This is a genomic window from Clostridium sartagoforme AAU1, from assembly GCF_000401215.1.
GTDB lineage: Bacteria > Bacillota > Clostridia > Clostridiales > Clostridiaceae > Clostridium > Clostridium sartagoforme.
On sequence record NZ_ASRV01000066.1, the window covers coordinates 1 to 17,909 of the forward strand.

Below are 17,909 nucleotides of genomic sequence, written 5' to 3' on the forward strand. Positions count from 1 at the left end.
CGCAATTTATATCATAACCTATTACATGTTCCCTTATCAAAAAACTGTGAACTGTGAATTGTGCACTATCTAACTATCTTTTTAAGTTAATTATATCTTGAAGTATTTCATCTCCAGTTGTTATCATTTTTCCTGATGCTTGGAAAGCTCTACTTGAAACTATCATATCTGTAAATTGTTCTGCTAAGTCAACATTCGACATTTCAAGCATACCTTGAAGTGAATCACCATATCCCTTTGAATTATCATCGTTTAATGTTCCTACACCACTTTTTATAATTGCATCTCCTGAGTTAACTGATGAGCTATAAAGATTTCCTCCAAGTTTTGTTAAACCTTCTGGATTTTTAAAATTTGCCATGGCTATTTGTCCAAGTGCTGCTACTCTACCATCCTCAAGAACTCCATTTATTACTCCATTCTTATCTATTGTATAAGTTTTTACTTTAAGTTCTATATCTGATCCTGGTATTTTAACCTTATCAGGAATTTTAAGAGTCTTCAATTCTCCATCATAAGATTTAAGATTTTTTGTTCCATCTACGAAGTTAATACTTCCATCACCATTCATACTTTCTATTGGAGTTCCTCCATTTGTCTCCTCTGATTCAACTCCACCAAGTTCCATAGGTTTGTTTGAAACTGTTATACCTTGATTTATCCCTTTATCTTCTAAGGCTCTAGTTAAGGCATCTTGTATATTCTTTGATGTAATAGCATTTGTCGTAACAAAATCTCCATTTATTATTATTGTTTTGTTTTTTGTATCAATAGATGCTGATGTTTTAGTTCCTGCTGTTATTGTGCCTATTTGGAATTTATATCCATTCAATGCTGCGCCTGCATCTAGAAGTATTTCTACTCCTCCAACTGTTACTTTTCCTGGAGCCTTATCAACTTCTCCTCCATCTATATTATCAGAAGTTAATCCTGTATAAGGTTTAGAAGTTCCTGATACTTTAACTTTTGGAGATTCTACAGGGTATTGTGCTAATAATGCTGCATTTATTTTATCTTGTAAGTCCTTTGCTGCTACCTTTTTAGTGAAATCTCCCTTAATAACTAATTTATGAGCATTCCCATTTGCTGCTGGCTCATATTCAACTGATAATCCTGATTCATTTATATCCGTAATCTCAAATTGCAATTCATTTAATAAAGTTCCTGTAGGAAGATCTACATTTAATCCAGCTATATTTAAAGATTTTGGAGAGCTTGCTGTAACCCCACCACTTAATTTAGCTTTATTTGATATATCAACACTACTTATATTTCCTGTTACATTTAATTGAGTTTTTAATCCATTAGCTTTTAATGCACTATTTAATTTTGTTTCTAATTCTAAATTAGTAAACTTAGCTGGATTTGAATTAAAATCACCATTTATTATTATATTTCCATTTTCAACAACTACTGTAAGTGGAGTACCTATTGCACTTTCTCCTATAGAAATAGTATAATCATTTAATTCTCCATTAGTTTGTCCTGAAAAAGTAAATCCACCTACATTTGTAGCAGTTCCTGAATTATTTGAATAAGTTATTCCTGCTGGAGAATCCACCTTACCTGAAGCATCTGATGCTCCACTTATATTTCCTAAAGTAGCTGGAGTTCCTGTAATTTTGGCTTCTTGTGTAATTGATGCTGCTTTAAGCTTATTATTCAATTCATCTTGTAAATCTGATGCATTAAATGATTTATTTAAGAAATCAGCATTTATAACTATTTTCTTTCTTCCACTTTCTACATTGACAGATAATGGATCACTTGATATTTCACCAATTTCAAAACTATAGCCATTTAAATCACTACCTTCGCTAAGTTGTATATTAAATCCTGCTATTGTAACTGATTTAGGTGCTAATGCATCTGTTCCACCTGCAACTGCTAATGAGCCTAATCCCTCAAAACTTATAGGTTTTCCTGAAACATATACTTGTTGAGATATTCCTGCTGAAGATAATCCCTTACTTATTGCAGACTCAACTTGAGCTGTTGTTAATGCTCCTGTTGAAGAGAAATCTCCATTTACTACTATAAGCTTTTCTGCTTTATTAACGTCCGCTGAAGTAACAGTCCCTGGTCCTACTGCTCCCAGTACAACCTTAAATCCATTTAATTGTGACCCTGGTCCAAATCTAAAGTCCAATCCTGCTGTACTAACTGAGTTTGGAGATAGTCCTGTTGCTTGTTGTGAACTATCATCATTAGTTAATGAGTAGCCCATAATTCTAAATCCATCACCAGTTAATAAATTTCCTTGTTCATCTAATATAAATGAACCATCTCTACTATACATTATTTCACTTCCAGAGTTACTTAAGGATTGTGCTGTTATGTTATGTGCACCTGCTCTATGATTTACTTCCAATGCTCCATCATAAATTGCTGGTCCTTTACTTACCATAAAGAATCCATCTCCATCTATTGCAACATCCAAAGCTCTACCTGTTGGCTGCATCATACCTTGAGTCATAACTGAATCTATACTTGCAAGTTGAACTCCAAGTCCTACTTGGCTTGCATTTACTCCCCCTTGATTATTAGATGGAGCCATAGCATCTGATACATTTTGACTTAACATATCGCTAAATCTTGCTCTTGATGCCTTAAATGAAGTTGTTCCTACATTTGATATATTATTTCCTATAACATCTAATTTAGTTTGATTAACTTTCATACCGCTAATACCGGAATACATTGATCTTAACATAATTGACCTCCAAAATATTATTTTTTCTTGCATCTGTCGTTCAGCAAGAATTAAGCTTCCTAATTCTAGGTCCAGCCTACAAAATTACTACACTATCTATATTAGTAAATACATTTTCTTTAGATCTTTCTTTTTCTACTGCTGTTATTACAGTTTTATTTTCTATACTTGCAATTAAAGCTACATCTTTATAAAGCATCACTGAATTCTTAGCCCCTTTATTTTCTGCCATTTTAAAACCTTTTGCTATCTCTTCCATGTCTGCAGCTGTAAAATTAATCTCTTTTAATCTATCTGCTGCATGCTTTGATAAAGTATATTCCTCACTATTTTTATTTATAGCCTCATTTAGAATATCACTAAAATTGCTTTTATTATAATTATCATCTTCGTTTACTTTATCATTTGGTATTTGAAAATTTCCTACTGGATAAGCTTTTCCGTTTATAACTCTAAAACTCAAAAAAATCACCTACTTAAATAACTTACTTATCCCATTAATCTTCACTACTCTTTATTTGCTCTTTACTATTTGAAGCCTTTACTATCTTATCATAAGTAAATTCTTTTATTTCATCTGAATCATGTAGCTTAACTCTTATTTTTACAACTCCGTTATCCTTAAGTACACCAAGAACTTCTCCTGTATATTTATTTCCATCTTCATTATTTTCACTTAATTCAACATGCTTTCCAATAAATGAAGATGCAACTAAAAACGACATATTTCCATTAATATTATTAATTGATGGTATTGAATAATCTGGAACATCTAAAACAGTAAGTACATCTGATATATCAAAATCCTTGTACACATTTGAACCATTCTCGTTAACCTCAACTGAAATAGTTGTTTTGGATGATGTTGAAGTTACAGATTTTACAACACCTGTATAAGGTACTCCTTTAGAATCCACACTCTTTAATGTTACACCTTTTCCAACCATTGAGTTATTTGCATAACTAGACATTGTATTATTTAAATTAGTCATTTGCTCCATAGAAGCAAATTGTGCCATTTGAGTAACATATTGGGTAGAATCATTATTACCCATTGGATCCATATTAGACAATTCTGCTGATAATATAGTTAAGAATGCATTCTTATCCATATCTTGTCCTGGCTTTACTACTTTAGTCCCTCTATCAGTTGCTCTTGCTCCTGTATAGCTATTTATAACATTAGACACCGTACTTTCCCCCTATGCTAATAAATTTACATTACTTTGATTAAGTAAATCTTCTGTAATATTTTCATCTTCATTAAATATAGATTCAGACTTATTAATACTTTCCTTACTTTGGTTATTGTTAAAACTCTCAGATGAGTTTTCTTCGCCACTAAAGAATGTTGTATCTTCATTGTATATTCCTATATTTACTTCCTGAATCTTTATATTTTGATCTATTAAAGTCTTCTTTATATCTTGTAAATTTGAGTTTAATAAATTATATGTCTCTTTAGACATAGCTTTTATTTCTGCTTTCATTATGCCTTCTTCTGAAAGAATCTTTATAGTCATTTCTCCAAGCTCCTTAGGATATATCTTCACCTTCAATTCTTGTACAGCATTTCTCATCATAAACTTAACATTTTTTATTATATCTAAGTCTATACTTTGCTTATTAACAACTACAGGTTCTTTTATTATATCTACATTATTTTTATTATATCTATCATAAGAATTTAGAATTTTAGAAAAAGAACTTTTATCATCTCCATCTATAATTTTAGATAATATTCTATCTTCATCAGTATTTTCATCAATACTATATTTACTTGAAGATTCATTATCTTTTAAATTCTTATCTGTAGATGTTTCATAATTTAATGTATTATCTTCTTTTAAAATATTTGATTCATCTAAAATTACACGTGATTCATAATTCTTAGATTTCTCTAAACTATTCAAACTATTATTGATTTTTTCTTGTAATACTACACTTAAAATTTTAACCTTTTCTTCATCTCCTAGACTAGAAGAAATTTTTTCTATACTTTCCTTTGGTAAAACCTCTAATAAAGCAAAAATCTTATTACTTAATTCATCATCATAGCTCTTTGTAGAAGCATTACTTAAAGTTTCTGATTTAATATTATTTAATATATTATCAGTTAAATCTTTCATATCTTTCAATAAAGTTTTTATATCTTCAGAATTTAAGTTGTTTTCCTCCAAGCCACTTAATTTTAATAAAGAATCACTTAATTTTACATCTTCTGTATTATTAAATAATGATAAAAACAAATTGTTTATATCATTATTATTTAAATTTTCTACATCTATGTTGCTTAAACCTAAATTTTCTAAATAGCCATCCTTAGAAATAACTTTGTTTAAATCTCCATTATCTAACTTATTAGTTAAAAGACTTATTAGTATATTCAGAATTTGGCTTAAGTCTTCTACATCAGATTCATTTCCTAGGAAATCTTCCTTATTTATAATCTTATCTAATTTGCTAGAAACATCACTTACTATAGATTCTGTATTCTTAGTTTCCTTAGATAAATCTGCATCAATCTTTAAAGAATTATAACCTTGCTTATCTGTAGACTCTTTAGTTGAGCTACTTGAATCATTATTATTAACTTCTTTTTTCAGATAAGCTTTAAATTTATCATTAATCTTATTGTCTTTATTAGAAACACTATTACTAGCATTGTTATTTAGGCTTTTTAACTTATTATCTAAATCAACTATCATCTTAGTACTTATCATTAATTACTCACCTCCTTTCATTGTTTTCTCATATATGCATATAAGGCAAGCTCATCATTAAATATTTGTTCTTTTCTTTCTTGTTCTTTATAAAATTCTGAAGTTTTTCTTTCCTTTAATATATCTACAGTCTTTCTTTCTATTTGCTTTTTTAGCAAATCTTCTCTTCTTATGTCAAGTTCTTTCATTTTTATATGCAAGTCTTTTTGAGTCTGTACTATCCCCTTATCTAAAGCAAATAAATAATTTCTTTTTATTTTTTGATAAGCTAAAGTTTCACCTTTATTTATTCCACTATACTTTTCATAATTGTTCTTAAGAACATTTAATCTCTCTTCTGTATTTTGCTTTTCTCGTTGTGTCTTAGTGAATAATCTTTTACTTTCATCTTCTTTTTCTATTCTTATTTCAAGGAGTTTTTCTAAGCTAAATTTAAATTTTTCTGACATAATCACCTCTCCTTTTAATTCCTAAACATTGAAAGGAGTTGCTCTAAGGAAGTGTTAAAATCTGATTTTTCCTCTATTTTTTGTTTTAAATAACCTTTTAATCTATCATTATATTGAATTGATAAATCTATCTTCTTATTACTTCCCTTAACATATGCTCCTAAATTTATTAAATCCTCCGCATCCTTATATGTTGCAAGTAAATCTCTTCCTATTGATGCTGCTTCTTTATGAGAATCAGTTGCTATATTCGGCATAAGTCTGCTAACACTATTTAATATATCTATTGCTGGATAATGGTTTTTGTGTGCTAATGTTCTAGATAAGACTATATGTCCATCTAATATACCTCTTACAGCATCTGCAATTGGCTCATTAAAATCATCGCCATCAACTAAAACTGTATAAAAAGCTGTTATAGAACCTTTATCTGATGTTCCCGGTCTTTCCATAAGCTTAGGTAATTTAGCAAACACTGATGGAGTATATCCTTTTTGAGCTGGTGGCTCTCCTATAGCTAGTCCTACCTCCCTTTGTGCCATTGCAAATCTTGTTACAGAATCCATCATCAAGATTACTTTTTTACCTTTATCTCTAAAGTATTCAGCTATAGCTGTAGCCGTTAATGCCCCTTTAATTCTTATTAAAGCTGGCTTATCTGAAGTTGCACATACAACAACCGATTTTTTCATTCCTTCAGGACCTAAATCTTTTTCAATAAATTCTAGTACTTCTCTTCCTCTTTCTCCAATAAGGGAAATTACATTTATATCAGCTTCTGCTTCTCTAGCAATCATCCCTAGAGTTGTACTTTTACCAACACCTGAGCCTGCAAAAATCCCTATTCTTTGTCCTTCTCCAACGGTTAAAAAGCCATCTATTGCTCTTACTCCTGTTGGAAGAATTTCTGTTATTCTTTTTCGTTTTAATGGATCTGGAGGTTGATTTTCCAAAGGATATTCTTCCCCTAGGAAAATACTTTCCCCCTCAAGTGGATTTCCTAAACCGTCAAGTATTTTCCCTAATAAATCATCAGAGCACTTCACTTCTAGCGGCCTTCTTTCAGGTACTACCCTACATCCTGGTGATATTCCTATAAGCTCTCCAAGAGGCATTAATAATACAGCATCTTCTCTAAAACCTACAACTTCACATTTAATTGGAAGATTATCCTGATTATATATAGTACAAAGTTCTCCTACGAAAGCCTTAACTCCTTGAACTTCAACCGTAAGCCCTATTATTTGCTTAACTGTACCCTCTAAATAATAAGTATTAGCTTCTTTTACTTTTTTATTTAATAAATCAAAATCTATATTTATCATATCTTCACCTAATTATTACTTAAATAATGCTTCTTCAAGTTTTTCTAAAGCAATATCTAACCCAACTATAGCTCTTCCAGTATCCTTTTCTATAATTGCATTTCCACTTTTCATCAAAGGATCCTCAAGTATAAATATTTCACCTTTTATAGCATAAGCTTTCTTATAGTAATCTCTTTTTTCTTCAATTGCCTTAATATGATCTTGATTACATCTTATTATTATATTTTCTTCTCCTTTAGCATCTTTTAAGACATCTTCAATTAAAGATGTAATGCCATCAGATTCTTGCAATTCTTTTTTGGCTATTATTCTAGCCATTTCATATGCAAGTTTAATAATATCTTTCTCTTTGTTTAGTAAATAGTCTTTATATTCAATATTTGCATACTTCAATATTTTTTCTGACTTTTCTATATTTTCTTTTACCATTAATTCTGTTTCTATCTTTATTTTTTCTAAACCTTCTTTATATCCATCTTCAAAGCCATTTTCTTTTCCTTGGTTATAACCTTCTTCATAAGCCTTCTTTTCAATTTCTATAATATTCTTCCTAGTTTGCATAAGAAGTTCTTCTGCTTCAGTCTTAGCTTTTTTTAAAATATTAGCTCCTAAGTTTTCATAACTTTTTCTTATTTCATCCTCAATTGATTTTCTCTCTAACTGACTTTCTTCTTCTAAAACTTCAACTTTAGTTACATAATTAGTTTCTATTTTCTTTTTTGATGTTTCCTTAGTAGATTCATTTTTTATAAGATTATAATATAATTGCATCTTCTCCACCTCTTGAAATTATTATTTCTTGGGCTTCATCTAACCTTCTAATTATAGAAACAATTTTTTGCTGTGCTTTTTCTACATCCATAAGTCTTACCGGACCTAAGAATTCCATATCTTCCTTTAAAGCAGCTGCAGCTCTCTTAGATTGGTTTCTATAAACAGTGTTTGCAACTTCATCAGAACATCCTTTAAGAGCAAGTGCAAGTTCTTTTCCATCAACTTCTCTAAGAATTCTTTGAATTGATACATCATCAAGAGTGATAATATCTTCAAATACAAACATTGAGCTTTTAATTATATCTGCAAGTTCTGCATCTTCTCTTTCTAAGCTTTCAGTAATATTCTTTTCTGTTGTTCTATCAACTTGATTTAGAATATCAACTAAAGTCTCAACTCCTCCAAGGGCTGTCATTTCACTTCTAACAACATTACTTAATTTACTTTCTAGAACTTTTTCTATTTCTTTTATTACCATTGGTGAAGTATTGCTCATAGTTGCAATTCTATATGCAACTTCACTTTGTATATCCTCAGGTAATTCAGCTAAAACTTGCGCTGCCTTATCTGGTTGAAGGTAGCAAAGAATTAAAGCTATTGTTTGTGGATGCTCATAACTTATAACATTCAAAAGTTGATGAGCATCAGCTTTTCTTGCTATAGAAAATGGTCTATATTGCTGTGTAGCTTCCGTAACTTTCCCCAATATCTCATTTGCCCTTTGAGTTCCTAAAGCTTTTGATAATAGGGTTCTTGCATATTCAATTCCACCTTCTATTATATAATCTCTAGCCTTATTCATTTCTAAAAATTCATCTAATATAGTTTGTCTTTGCTCTGATGTAACTGAAGATATGTTAGCTATTTCATATGTTATTTTTTGTATCTCTGGTTCAGGAAGTTTTTTTAAAATGGCTGATGACGCCTCAGGGCCTAAAGTTATAAATAATATAGCCGCCTTTTGTACTCCATTTAATTTTGATGAATCTCTTGCCATTTTATCACCTCTCATTATCTGCTAGCCAAGATTTTACTATATCTACAACTTGATCTGGTTTATCTGTTGCATATTTCTTTATCTCATTTTCAATATGCGCCTTTGGATTTATACTTTCAAAGTTAATTGGATCAAACTTTTCAGTATTTTCTCTTGAAACTCTATCATCTATAACAACATCTAACAGACTCTCTTTTTCCTCTTTTTTACTCTTAGATTTTCTTCTAATTAAAATTAAGCTTATTATAACCAAAATAAGTGCTAATACTCCTAAACTTGAGTATAATATTATTTTATTTCTTTTTTCCTTTGCTAATAATTCATTTATTGCATCAAATTCTTTTTGTGCTTCTTCCTTTGTTACTGGATCAAAAGTCATTCCAACTACTGATACATTATCTCCTCTTTCTGTACTTATACCAATGGCATTTGATACAGATTTTTCAATAGCTGCTTGTACATTTGCATCTAAGTTTCCATCTACAAATACAGATGCCGTAAGTCTTTTTACTTCTCCTGGAGCACTAATAGTTTTAGTTTCTGTTTTTCCAACTTCATAATTAGTTTTAACTTCTTCTCTTGAAGATGTTCCTCCAGTTGCTCCATCATCTATTGTATTTTGCATATTATTATCTACAGGAGCTCCACTATTCTCTCCTGAGCCAGTTGTATTATTTTCTTTAATGGTTTCTTGGCTAATTATAACCTTATTAGGGTCTATTATAGTTTCTGTCTTTTGCTTTGAATCAAAATCTAGCTCCACATTAACAGAGCTTTTAACCTTATTTTTTCCAACAACTGGTTCTAAAAGCTCAACAATAGACTTTTGTATATCTTCTTCATATTTTTTTTCTAAACTAAATTGTTTTTCTACAGAATCTGAACTTACTTCTGCACTTTCTGTGTTGTTTAAATCCTTAGTTAGAAGATTCATATCATTATCCATTACTTCGATATTCTCTTTAGGTACATTTTCAGTACTTCCTGAAACAAGTGCAACTATTGATTCTACTTGTTCTCTACTTAATTTATTACCTGGAACTAACTTTATATATACAGCAGCTTTTCCCGGTTCTTTATCTTCTACAAAAACAGAATCCTTTGATGGAGTTATATGTACTCTTACCGTCTCTACTTGTGAAAAGCTTTTTATAGTTTTCTCAAGTTCTCCTTGTTGCATTCTCAACTTCTTTAATTTAAATTCTTCATCCGTCATTCCAAAAGAATTTCCACTATCCATTAATTCATATCCAGCACTTCCCCCTGAAAGTTCTGGAGCAAGTTCTAACCTTAATTCATCAACCATATCTTTTGGAACCAATATAGTTTCCCCTTCAATTTTCATGTCCACTTTTTTTTCTTTTAATTTACTTGTTACAAGTTGTGCATCACTTGCTTCTAAGTTAGAAAATAAAACTTTATATTTAGTAGCTGAATTATAAAAAAATAAAGACCCTATAGCAATAATTACCGTTACCAATGTAGCTATTATTGCTATCTTTATTCCTTTACTAAAGGATTTAAACTTCTCCTTCAGCTTACCAAAGCTTTCCTTTAGCTTATCCATTAATAGCACTCCTTACTTATTACAATTGCATTCTTGTTAATTCTTGTACAGCTTCAACAACTTTATTTCTTACTTGTATTGCTAATTGAAGTGACATTTTAGCTTCTTCCATGCCAAGAATCATTTCATGAAGATCAACTTCTCCTCCTGAAACAAACTCACTTGTCATATTATCTGCTTCAACTTGTTTTTCATTTAACTTATCTAAATTATCTTTTAATATATTTTGAAAGCTGCCTTCTATAGAGTTTGTTTTATTACTACTATTGGAATTTATGCTATTCTCAAATATTTTTTCAGTTGGAATAAAATTATTAATTATCATATATCATCCTACCTTCCTAGTTCTAGTGTTTTAGTAAACATACTTTTTGAAGCATTCAAAGTATCAACATTAGCTTCATAAGCTCTTGAAGCTGCTATCATATCTGCCATTTCATTAAGTAAATTAACATTTGGCATCAAAACATAACCATCTTCATCTGCATCTGGGTGTGTAGGATCATATACACTTTTAAGTGGAGATTCATCATTTACAATTCCAACAGCCTTTACTCCATTAAGATTTTTTGCTTCATCTAAATTTTCTTGAAATACTGCAATCTTTCTTACATAAGGTTTTCCATCTTCACCTCTTGTAGTTGTTGCATTAGTTATATTGGATGTTATTGTATCCATTCTTAATCTTTCTGCTGAAAGACCACTTGCACTTATTCTCATAGTATTAAAAAGTCCCATAATTAATTGCCACCTCCTGATATAACACTTTTAGTCATACTTAGTTTAGAATTTGCTTGAGTAATTAAAGCATTATACATTAAGGTATTTGTTGCTTGGTTTACCTTTTCTAAATCCATATCTACATTATTTCCATCACTTCTCATGCTTGTACTACTATCTTCCTTAACACTAATTAAGGAATTATCTGAACTTCCACTTAAATGTTGGCTTTTAGTTTTCTTCAATGAAAAACTTTCTGTTGCTTTAGTCAAATTTTCTTCAAAAGAAACATATGACTTTTTAAAATTTTTAGTATTAATATTAGCCATATTATTTGCTATAACTTTTTCTCTTAATGCTGATGCATCTAAACCATACTTTATAAATCCCATTGTGCTATCATTATATATATTCATAATACCTCTCCTAAAACTACATTTTTTTCATTTTATTTCTATATAATACCATAAAATAAATTTATTTTTTATAATTATCTGTATATTCAATTAAAATTCTACATACTAGTATTATAGTTTAATATAAATTATTTTTCTATAATAATTTTCGAAAAAACTCCACTCAAAATTTTACATTACTTCTGTATAAATAATTAAATTGCCTATTTTATATATTTTATTACATATTTATACATTATTTTTATCGACATGATATGCATTATTTTATCTATTTATAAAAAATAAAAAAACAGAGGATTTTTTACAATCCTCTGTCGATAAATTATTTTAAATTTTCAAGAATTCTTAATACATCTTGTGGAAATTTGTTAGTTTGTTGCATTAACGCTATTGAACTTTCATGTAATATAGAAGTTTTTGCATACTCTGCCATTTCAAATGCTATATCAGTATCTCGTATTCGACTTTCTGCACTTTCTAAATTAAGAGAACTTCCGCTTAAGTTTTCTGCTGATGTTTCTAATCTATTTTGAATTGCTCCATATTTGCTTCTTACTGAACTTAAAGTACTTATTGCAGAATTTATAATATTTAAGTTGTTACTTAAGCTTTCTTTATTAGTTACATCCATATCCTTCAATGAATTACCTTGTGAGTCAATAAGCATTTCAGTTGTTACATTAAATATTGGTATATTTACTTCGTCCTTTACATTTGCTCCAACTACATGATTTAAATACTTAGGAAAATCATTATTAGTAACATTTTCTGAATTTAATAATTTTACTCCATTAAAACTAAAATTATTTACAGTATCATCGATATGTTCCTTAAGCTGATTAATTTCTCCTTGAATTATTTCTAAGTCCCCATCATTTTGCACTCCACCAGCTTGAACAGTTAATTCCTTTATTCTAGATAAAGTTTCATTAACAGTTGCTAGTGCTCCATCCGTTGCTTGAATCATAGAAACTCCATCTTGAATATTCTTTTCAGCCATTTGAAGACTCCTTATTTGCATTCTAAGTCCTTCACTTACCCCTAGCTTATTAGGATTATCCTTAGCTGAATTAATCTTACTTCCCGTACTTATTTTATTTAAAGTTGCCGCCTGCACTGTTAAATTCTTTTTATAATTTCTATATACATTTAAAGATTCCATATTTTGATTTAATCTCATAATATTAACTCCTAAACTTACATCATTTATTAACCATACTTTTCACTTAATTAAATTATCGATAAGAAAATTTAATTCTTAATAGGGAAAATAAACTTAATTTACTTTATTAGCAAAGAAAAATAACTAGTGCTTGTTATAAAGAAGATTGTTATAATTAATAATAAAATTATAGTTAACTTCAAAATCATATAAAAAATTTAAAGAAAGCAGGTAAATAATAAATTATGAATGAAATTATAGGAAAATTAGAACATGTGACAAAAAAGTTTCCACATAAAGAACTAAAAGAAGCAATTAATCGAAAAGAAGAAGTAACCCCTATATTACTAGATACTTTAGATAAAATTATTCAAAATTCAGAAGAAGTTGATTTTGATTATATGTTACATATGTATGCTCTATATTTATTAGCTCAATTTAGAGAAAAAAGAGCATTCCCTAAAATTATAGGCTTAATTTCATTAGATTCTGAATATATAGAAGAATTACTTGGTGATACTCTGACAGATGGACTTTCATCAATTATATATAGTACATATGATGGTCAGATTTCAGTCCTAAAAAATGTTATTGAAAATCAATCAATTAATAAATATGCTCGTTCAGCAGTTTTGGATGTTTATGCGCAATTATATTCTGATAAAACAATTAATAAAGAAGAACTTATAAGCTATTTAAAAAAATTAATTTATGATATTGATTATGATGAATATACAGATTTAGCAACTGATGTGCAGGGAGTTGTTGTTGATAATCATATTTTTGAAATGATTGATGATATACAGTTTTTGTATGATGAAGATCGTATAGATATTTTTATGCTTGGAGAATATGATGATTTTATAGATTTGATTTATCTTTATAAAGACAAAATTAATCCAGTAAGATATATTGATGATACCATTAAAGAAATGGAATGGTGGGCATGTTTTGAACAATCCAATAACTCAAAAGAAAAACTAGACTTTAAGAAATTAGAAAAACAAATAATGAAAGATATAAGCAAAAAATATTCTAAGCCAAAGAAAGAAAAAATAAGTAGAAATGACCCGTGTCCATGTGGCAGCGGAAAGAAATACAAAAATTGCTGTATTAATAAGAGTTCTAGTGAGAAAGAAATTTATATTAATACTGGTGAGAATATAGAAGGATTACTACAGGATTATCCTATTGAAGAAGGAGTAAAAGAAGAAAGTCAAGTATTAATAACTGATATTTTTGATGAAGAATCAATAAATATAGATAAATTAGTGTACTTAGCTTTGCATTATCGTGCTATTCCAATGTGGATTGAAAGAAATATAGATGAAGAAAATAAAAATAAAATAATATATTTAACTAAAGCTAGTGAAGAATTCTTATTTAAGTGTGAAAAAGAAGGTATAACTTCCTTTGAAGAATATGATAAAAAGTATAAGATTCATTATAGAAGCAAAGATTGGTTTAAAGCATTTGAAAACTTAATAAAAGAAAGTAACAATAAAGCAGCATATAAGAATACTTTAAAAAACATAAAAAAAATTATATCAGATTTTTCATAGGAAAACTTCTTTATAGAGGCAAATTAGTTCCTATTCTTACCCCTATGAGTCTTTAAGGGGGCATACTGTGCCCCTCTTACTACTCTTCATATATTTCTGCTGAAATCTCCATTATTGTATTATAATTTAACTTATGATATTATTAAGCTATAAACTTTCAGAAAGTGTTGACTTTTTACTATTAAAAGAGTATCAAGCAGAAAAAGAAAACTTGAAGTTATTGGATAAAAACTAAGCATTGCTTAGTTTATTTTTTATAGAAATTTTCTACAAAATGCCAGGAGATAACTAGATACTGTACCTCTACTAATCTTTTAAACTATAAAAAGCAGATGTCAATATCTTAAGCATGATTCAATATAATGTGTTACCTTATCATTTTCTATCACTTCATTAAGAATTTTTTGGAAATTTATTCTACCCTGGTTTATTTGGGAGGACAGGCTTTGCTGGACTCACTTGCTAAAAGTATATGAAATTTCCTTCGTTAATCACCTAGGATGTTATCAAAGGAAAAATCACTGAGCTTAATATTCTACTCTAGATCCTTGTGATTACTAATGTGTTTTTGCTGATAAATTTAACGTTGTATTTTAATTAAAATTAGCATATAATAATATAAATATTAACTTGGAGGTATAAGTATGCCAAATATAAAACCAATTTCAGATTTACGTAATTATAATGAAATTTTGAAAGATTGCCAAAACGGTGAACCTGTTTTCTTAACTAAAAATGGCAGAGGAAAATATGTACTTTTAGATATAGAAGATTATGAGAAACAACAAACTATTTTGAAGCTATTATTACAATTAAATGAAGCTGAAGAAGCCATTAAAACAGGAGATGAATGGCAAAACTTAGATGATTTAAAACGTAACCTTGGAGTTTGATATGAACGCAAAAATTAGAATAAACCCTATAGCAGCTACCGATTTGCAAGAAATAAAAAATTTTATTTCTGAAGATAATGTAAATTCTGCTACAAAAGTAGTTAGTGGAATTATAAAAAAAATTGAAAGCTTATCTAGCTTTCCTAATATCGGCAAAATGTTAATGTATAAAATAAAACTAAAAAGTAAATACAGATATATTATCTATGATCAATACATCATCTTTTATATTTATGAAGATAATATAGTTTCAGTTCAGCGTATTTTACATGGAAAGAGAGATTATTTGACACTACTTAAGGACTCGGAAAATAATAATTAAAAATCGCTTGAGTATATCCACTTTCGCCAAAATTGCATCCCTAGGTTCCTTACGAGGGAGATAACCGACTGAGCTTGCTATTGAAAAATAAAATATAATCAATTTGCCTATATCTAAAAAGTATAATAAAAAGAGTTAAAAACTCATTTTATTATACTTTTCTTTATTTTTTAATAAATTACAGCCTTAGATAATGACTGAGTTTAAATTCTTAATAAAAAATAGAATTTTTAATCTTACATAACTTTCACTTGGAAATTTATTCTACCCTGGGTCGCTTATTATAGAATATCTAGAGATTTAAAATCAATTTTTAAGTTTTTAAATATATTTACTTTTATTTCATCATTAAATGAATACACTGAAGGTGCTCCATATCCCATTTTTTCTAATGTATATACTAAAATATTTTTTTGCATAGGATTAACAATCCAATATTCCTTAACTTTATATTCTTCGTATAAATTTAATTTTTTAATATAGTCATTTCTGGGATTGAAAGGAGATACAACCTCAACAATCATATCTGGAGAACCAACGCACCCTTTATCAGTTAATTTACTTTTATCGCAAATAACAGATATATCAGGCTGAACAATATTTTTTGAATGTTTTAATTCTTCATCATCATTTTTAAGAACTACATCAAAAGGAGCAGGGTAAATTTCACATGATCCATTATTAGATTTTATATAACTTCTTATTTCTGTTAAAACCTCTGTTACTATTTTTTGATGTATTCTACTAGGTGCTGGTGACATTGCAAAAATTCTTCCATCTATGATTTCAATCACTTCATCTTCTATAAATTTTAAATAATCATCATAAGTATAAATTTTATTTTCTACTGCATTAATAGTCATTGAATCACATCCTCTCAACCTTGTTAACTTTTATAAATATTCTTAAATCCCTTAATTCTAGAAATTTATTTATAAATCCATCTCTTTCTTTATATTATATCCTAACTTTGTAACCTTTTAAACTATAAAAAGCAGATGATTTCGATCATCTGCTTAATATTTTCCAGAACTTACACCCCTCTACTGATATTTGACTAGCTATATTTATCATTTCATCTTTATTAATATCACTTTTCACATTTAATATATATCTTAAGCATGATTCAATATAATGCGATATATTATCCTTTTCTATCACTTCATCTAAAAGTAAAACCCTGTACTAATATATCTATTATATCCTATTATCATTTTTTCTTATATTTCATTTTCCAATTTTTACACCCTTAGGGTGTTTACAAAGGAATTCCTTACCCCCGATGATCTTTCTGAGGAACGACCATCATTGTTTTAATTTTCATATTTCTTTTTTAACTCAATTACTTTTTCCATTGGTAATTCTGTTTCACTAGCTATTTGTTCAATATTTATCCCCATTAATAATAGATTTTCTGCTACCTTTAATGCTTTTTCTATTGCCCCTTTTTCCTCTGCTGACTTTATCCTAGTCCTTTGGTCGCTAATTTCTGCATATTTAGCTTCGTATAACATTCTAGCTTTTTCATCTTTGCTTATTACTTTTAGTAGATTATAAGCCATTTTTATATCGTTATTTTTTTCTGCTAACACTTCCATCTCCCCCTTTGATTCTGCATCTAAAAATTCCATCCACTGAACTATTGGATCATTTTCATCTCTTTCAATATCTTCATCAAAAAGTTTCGGTATCTCTAAGAAATGTACTTCAAGTATGTCAGTCAACCTATAGCCTGTTTTATCTTCTGTTATGTGATAGCTTGAATATAATTTCTTTAGTGGTGTACATTTAAAGTCTACTATATTTATAGTTACACATTTCTTTAATTTATCATATGTTTATCCTAGTTTTATTTGACTTGTGTACATCCTGCTCCAGTAAAACATAGTTCGTTCTGCCATATATTCTGTTGGTATTATCTGTATTTCTACATCTATTTGCTTTCCTAATTTAGTCCTTACCCTTACATCTAAAATTCCTTTTCTATCTTCTTTGAATTCCTTTATAAGTTCGCTATTTATTATTTCTATTTCATCAAATTCTTCTTCAGGAAGAGTTAATATATCACTTAGTAATGCTATTAATAACTCTTTATGTTTTTCGTTCCCAAATATATACTTAAACACGAAATCATATTTAGGGGACATTATGAAGTTATCGTCTATCTCTACTTGTTTATTATCTTCATATTCCTTAGTCATATAATCACATCCTCTATTTCTATATTTAAATATCATCATGAACTATATTAATCTTTTCTATATTAGGTTTTCATTTATCACT

The 17,909-nt window shown here is 28.7% G+C and carries 18 protein-coding genes and 2 pseudogenes; 3 read left to right on the forward strand and 17 right to left on the reverse strand.

From position 1 onward, the window contains the following. Positions 1-73 precede the first annotated feature (73 nt). From A500_RS21120 to A500_RS05505, 14 genes and pseudogenes are all read right to left on the reverse strand, one after another. Positions 74-1,561, reverse strand: coding sequence for a flagellar hook-basal body complex protein (locus tag A500_RS21120; RefSeq protein WP_242835051.1), 1,488 nt, complete (start codon positions 1,559-1,561; stop codon positions 74-76). Further along, positions 1,559-2,713: pseudogene (locus A500_RS21125) on the reverse strand (flagellar hook-basal body complex protein); the annotation flags it as partial. The pseudogene A500_RS21125 and the gene A500_RS21120, both read right to left, overlap by 3 nt. 76 nt (positions 2,714-2,789) lie before the next feature. After that, the gene (locus A500_RS05450) at positions 2,790-3,176 is read right to left on the reverse strand and encodes a TIGR02530 family flagellar biosynthesis protein (RefSeq protein ID WP_016206584.1); all 387 of its coding nucleotides are present in this window, start codon (positions 3,174-3,176) and stop codon (positions 2,790-2,792) included. 34 nt (positions 3,177-3,210) lie between these two features. Further along, entirely contained in the window at positions 3,211-3,903 is a 693-nt protein-coding gene (locus tag A500_RS05455; protein WP_016206585.1) for a flagellar hook capping FlgD N-terminal domain-containing protein, read from the reverse strand. Between the two features lie 12 nt (positions 3,904-3,915). Then, positions 3,916-5,436, reverse strand: a complete 1,521-nt coding sequence (locus A500_RS05460; protein ID WP_016206586.1) for a flagellar hook-length control protein FliK — start codon at positions 5,434-5,436, stop codon at positions 3,916-3,918. Between the two features lie 17 nt (positions 5,437-5,453). Next, positions 5,454-5,885 (reverse strand): flagellar export protein FliJ, encoded by a 432-nt coding sequence (gene fliJ, locus A500_RS05465; protein WP_016206587.1) that lies wholly within the window; start codon positions 5,883-5,885, stop codon positions 5,454-5,456. A gap of 14 nt (positions 5,886-5,899) precedes the next feature. Continuing rightward, complete coding sequence (gene fliI, locus A500_RS05470; RefSeq protein ID WP_016206588.1) at positions 5,900-7,210, reverse strand: flagellar protein export ATPase FliI; 1,311 nt, start codon at positions 7,208-7,210, stop codon at positions 5,900-5,902. Positions 7,211-7,225: 15 nt separating this feature from the next. Beyond that, complete coding sequence (locus A500_RS05475) at positions 7,226-7,984, reverse strand: FliH/SctL family protein (protein ID WP_016206589.1); 759 nt, start codon at positions 7,982-7,984, stop codon at positions 7,226-7,228. Then, positions 7,968-8,984, reverse strand: a complete 1,017-nt coding sequence (gene fliG, locus A500_RS05480; protein ID WP_016206590.1) for a flagellar motor switch protein FliG — start codon at positions 8,982-8,984, stop codon at positions 7,968-7,970. Before fliG ends, A500_RS05475 begins: the two co-directional genes overlap by 17 nt. A 4-nt stretch (positions 8,985-8,988) precedes the next feature. Continuing rightward, positions 8,989-10,551: a flagellar basal-body MS-ring/collar protein FliF gene (gene fliF / locus A500_RS05485; protein ID WP_016206591.1), complete on the reverse strand. Its 1,563-nt coding sequence runs from the start codon at positions 10,549-10,551 to the stop codon at positions 8,989-8,991. A gap of 19 nt (positions 10,552-10,570) precedes the next feature. Further along, positions 10,571-10,876: a flagellar hook-basal body complex protein FliE gene (gene fliE, locus A500_RS05490; protein ID WP_016206592.1), complete on the reverse strand. Its 306-nt coding sequence runs from the start codon at positions 10,874-10,876 to the stop codon at positions 10,571-10,573. Between the two features lie 8 nt (positions 10,877-10,884). Further along, positions 10,885-11,289: a flagellar basal body rod protein FlgC gene (gene flgC / locus A500_RS05495; protein ID WP_016206593.1), complete on the reverse strand. Its 405-nt coding sequence runs from the start codon at positions 11,287-11,289 to the stop codon at positions 10,885-10,887. A gap of 2 nt (positions 11,290-11,291) precedes the next feature. Next, complete coding sequence (gene flgB, locus A500_RS05500; protein WP_016206594.1) at positions 11,292-11,687, reverse strand: flagellar basal body rod protein FlgB; 396 nt, start codon at positions 11,685-11,687, stop codon at positions 11,292-11,294. Positions 11,688-12,009: 322 nt separating this feature from the next. After that, on the reverse strand, positions 12,010-12,867 hold the full coding sequence (locus A500_RS05505) for a flagellin N-terminal helical domain-containing protein (RefSeq protein WP_016206595.1): 858 nt from the start codon (positions 12,865-12,867) through the stop codon (positions 12,010-12,012). A gap of 227 nt (positions 12,868-13,094) precedes the next feature. On the opposite strand from A500_RS05505, the gene A500_RS05510 reads away from it, so the two are divergent. From A500_RS05510 to A500_RS05520, 3 genes are all read left to right on the forward strand, one after another. Next, a complete protein-coding gene (locus tag A500_RS05510) occupies positions 13,095-14,411 on the forward strand; it encodes a DUF1186 domain-containing protein (protein ID WP_016206596.1) in 1,317 nt (438 codons plus the stop codon). Positions 14,412-15,055: 644 nt separating this feature from the next. After that, positions 15,056-15,304 (forward strand): type II toxin-antitoxin system prevent-host-death family antitoxin, encoded by a 249-nt coding sequence (locus A500_RS05515; RefSeq protein ID WP_016206597.1) that lies wholly within the window; start codon positions 15,056-15,058, stop codon positions 15,302-15,304. A 1-nt stretch (position 15,305) separates the two neighbouring features. Further along, complete coding sequence (locus A500_RS05520) at positions 15,306-15,626, forward strand: type II toxin-antitoxin system RelE/ParE family toxin (protein WP_016206598.1); 321 nt, start codon at positions 15,306-15,308, stop codon at positions 15,624-15,626. Between the two features lie 281 nt (positions 15,627-15,907). Here A500_RS05520 and A500_RS05525 read toward each other — a convergent pair whose 3' ends face one another. The 3 genes and pseudogenes from A500_RS05525 to A500_RS05530 all read right to left on the reverse strand — a co-directional run bounded on the left by A500_RS05525 (position 15,908) and on the right by A500_RS05530 (position 17,866). Next, entirely contained in the window at positions 15,908-16,489 is a 582-nt protein-coding gene (locus A500_RS05525) for a Uma2 family endonuclease (protein WP_016206599.1), read from the reverse strand. 145 nt (positions 16,490-16,634) lie between these two features. Then, positions 16,635-16,787 (reverse strand): hypothetical protein, encoded by a 153-nt coding sequence (locus A500_RS20320; protein ID WP_157453612.1) that lies wholly within the window; start codon positions 16,785-16,787, stop codon positions 16,635-16,637. A gap of 152 nt (positions 16,788-16,939) precedes the next feature. Beyond that, positions 16,940-17,866: pseudogene (locus tag A500_RS05530) on the reverse strand (Rpn family recombination-promoting nuclease/putative transposase). Between the last annotated feature and the right edge of the window lie 43 nt (positions 17,867-17,909).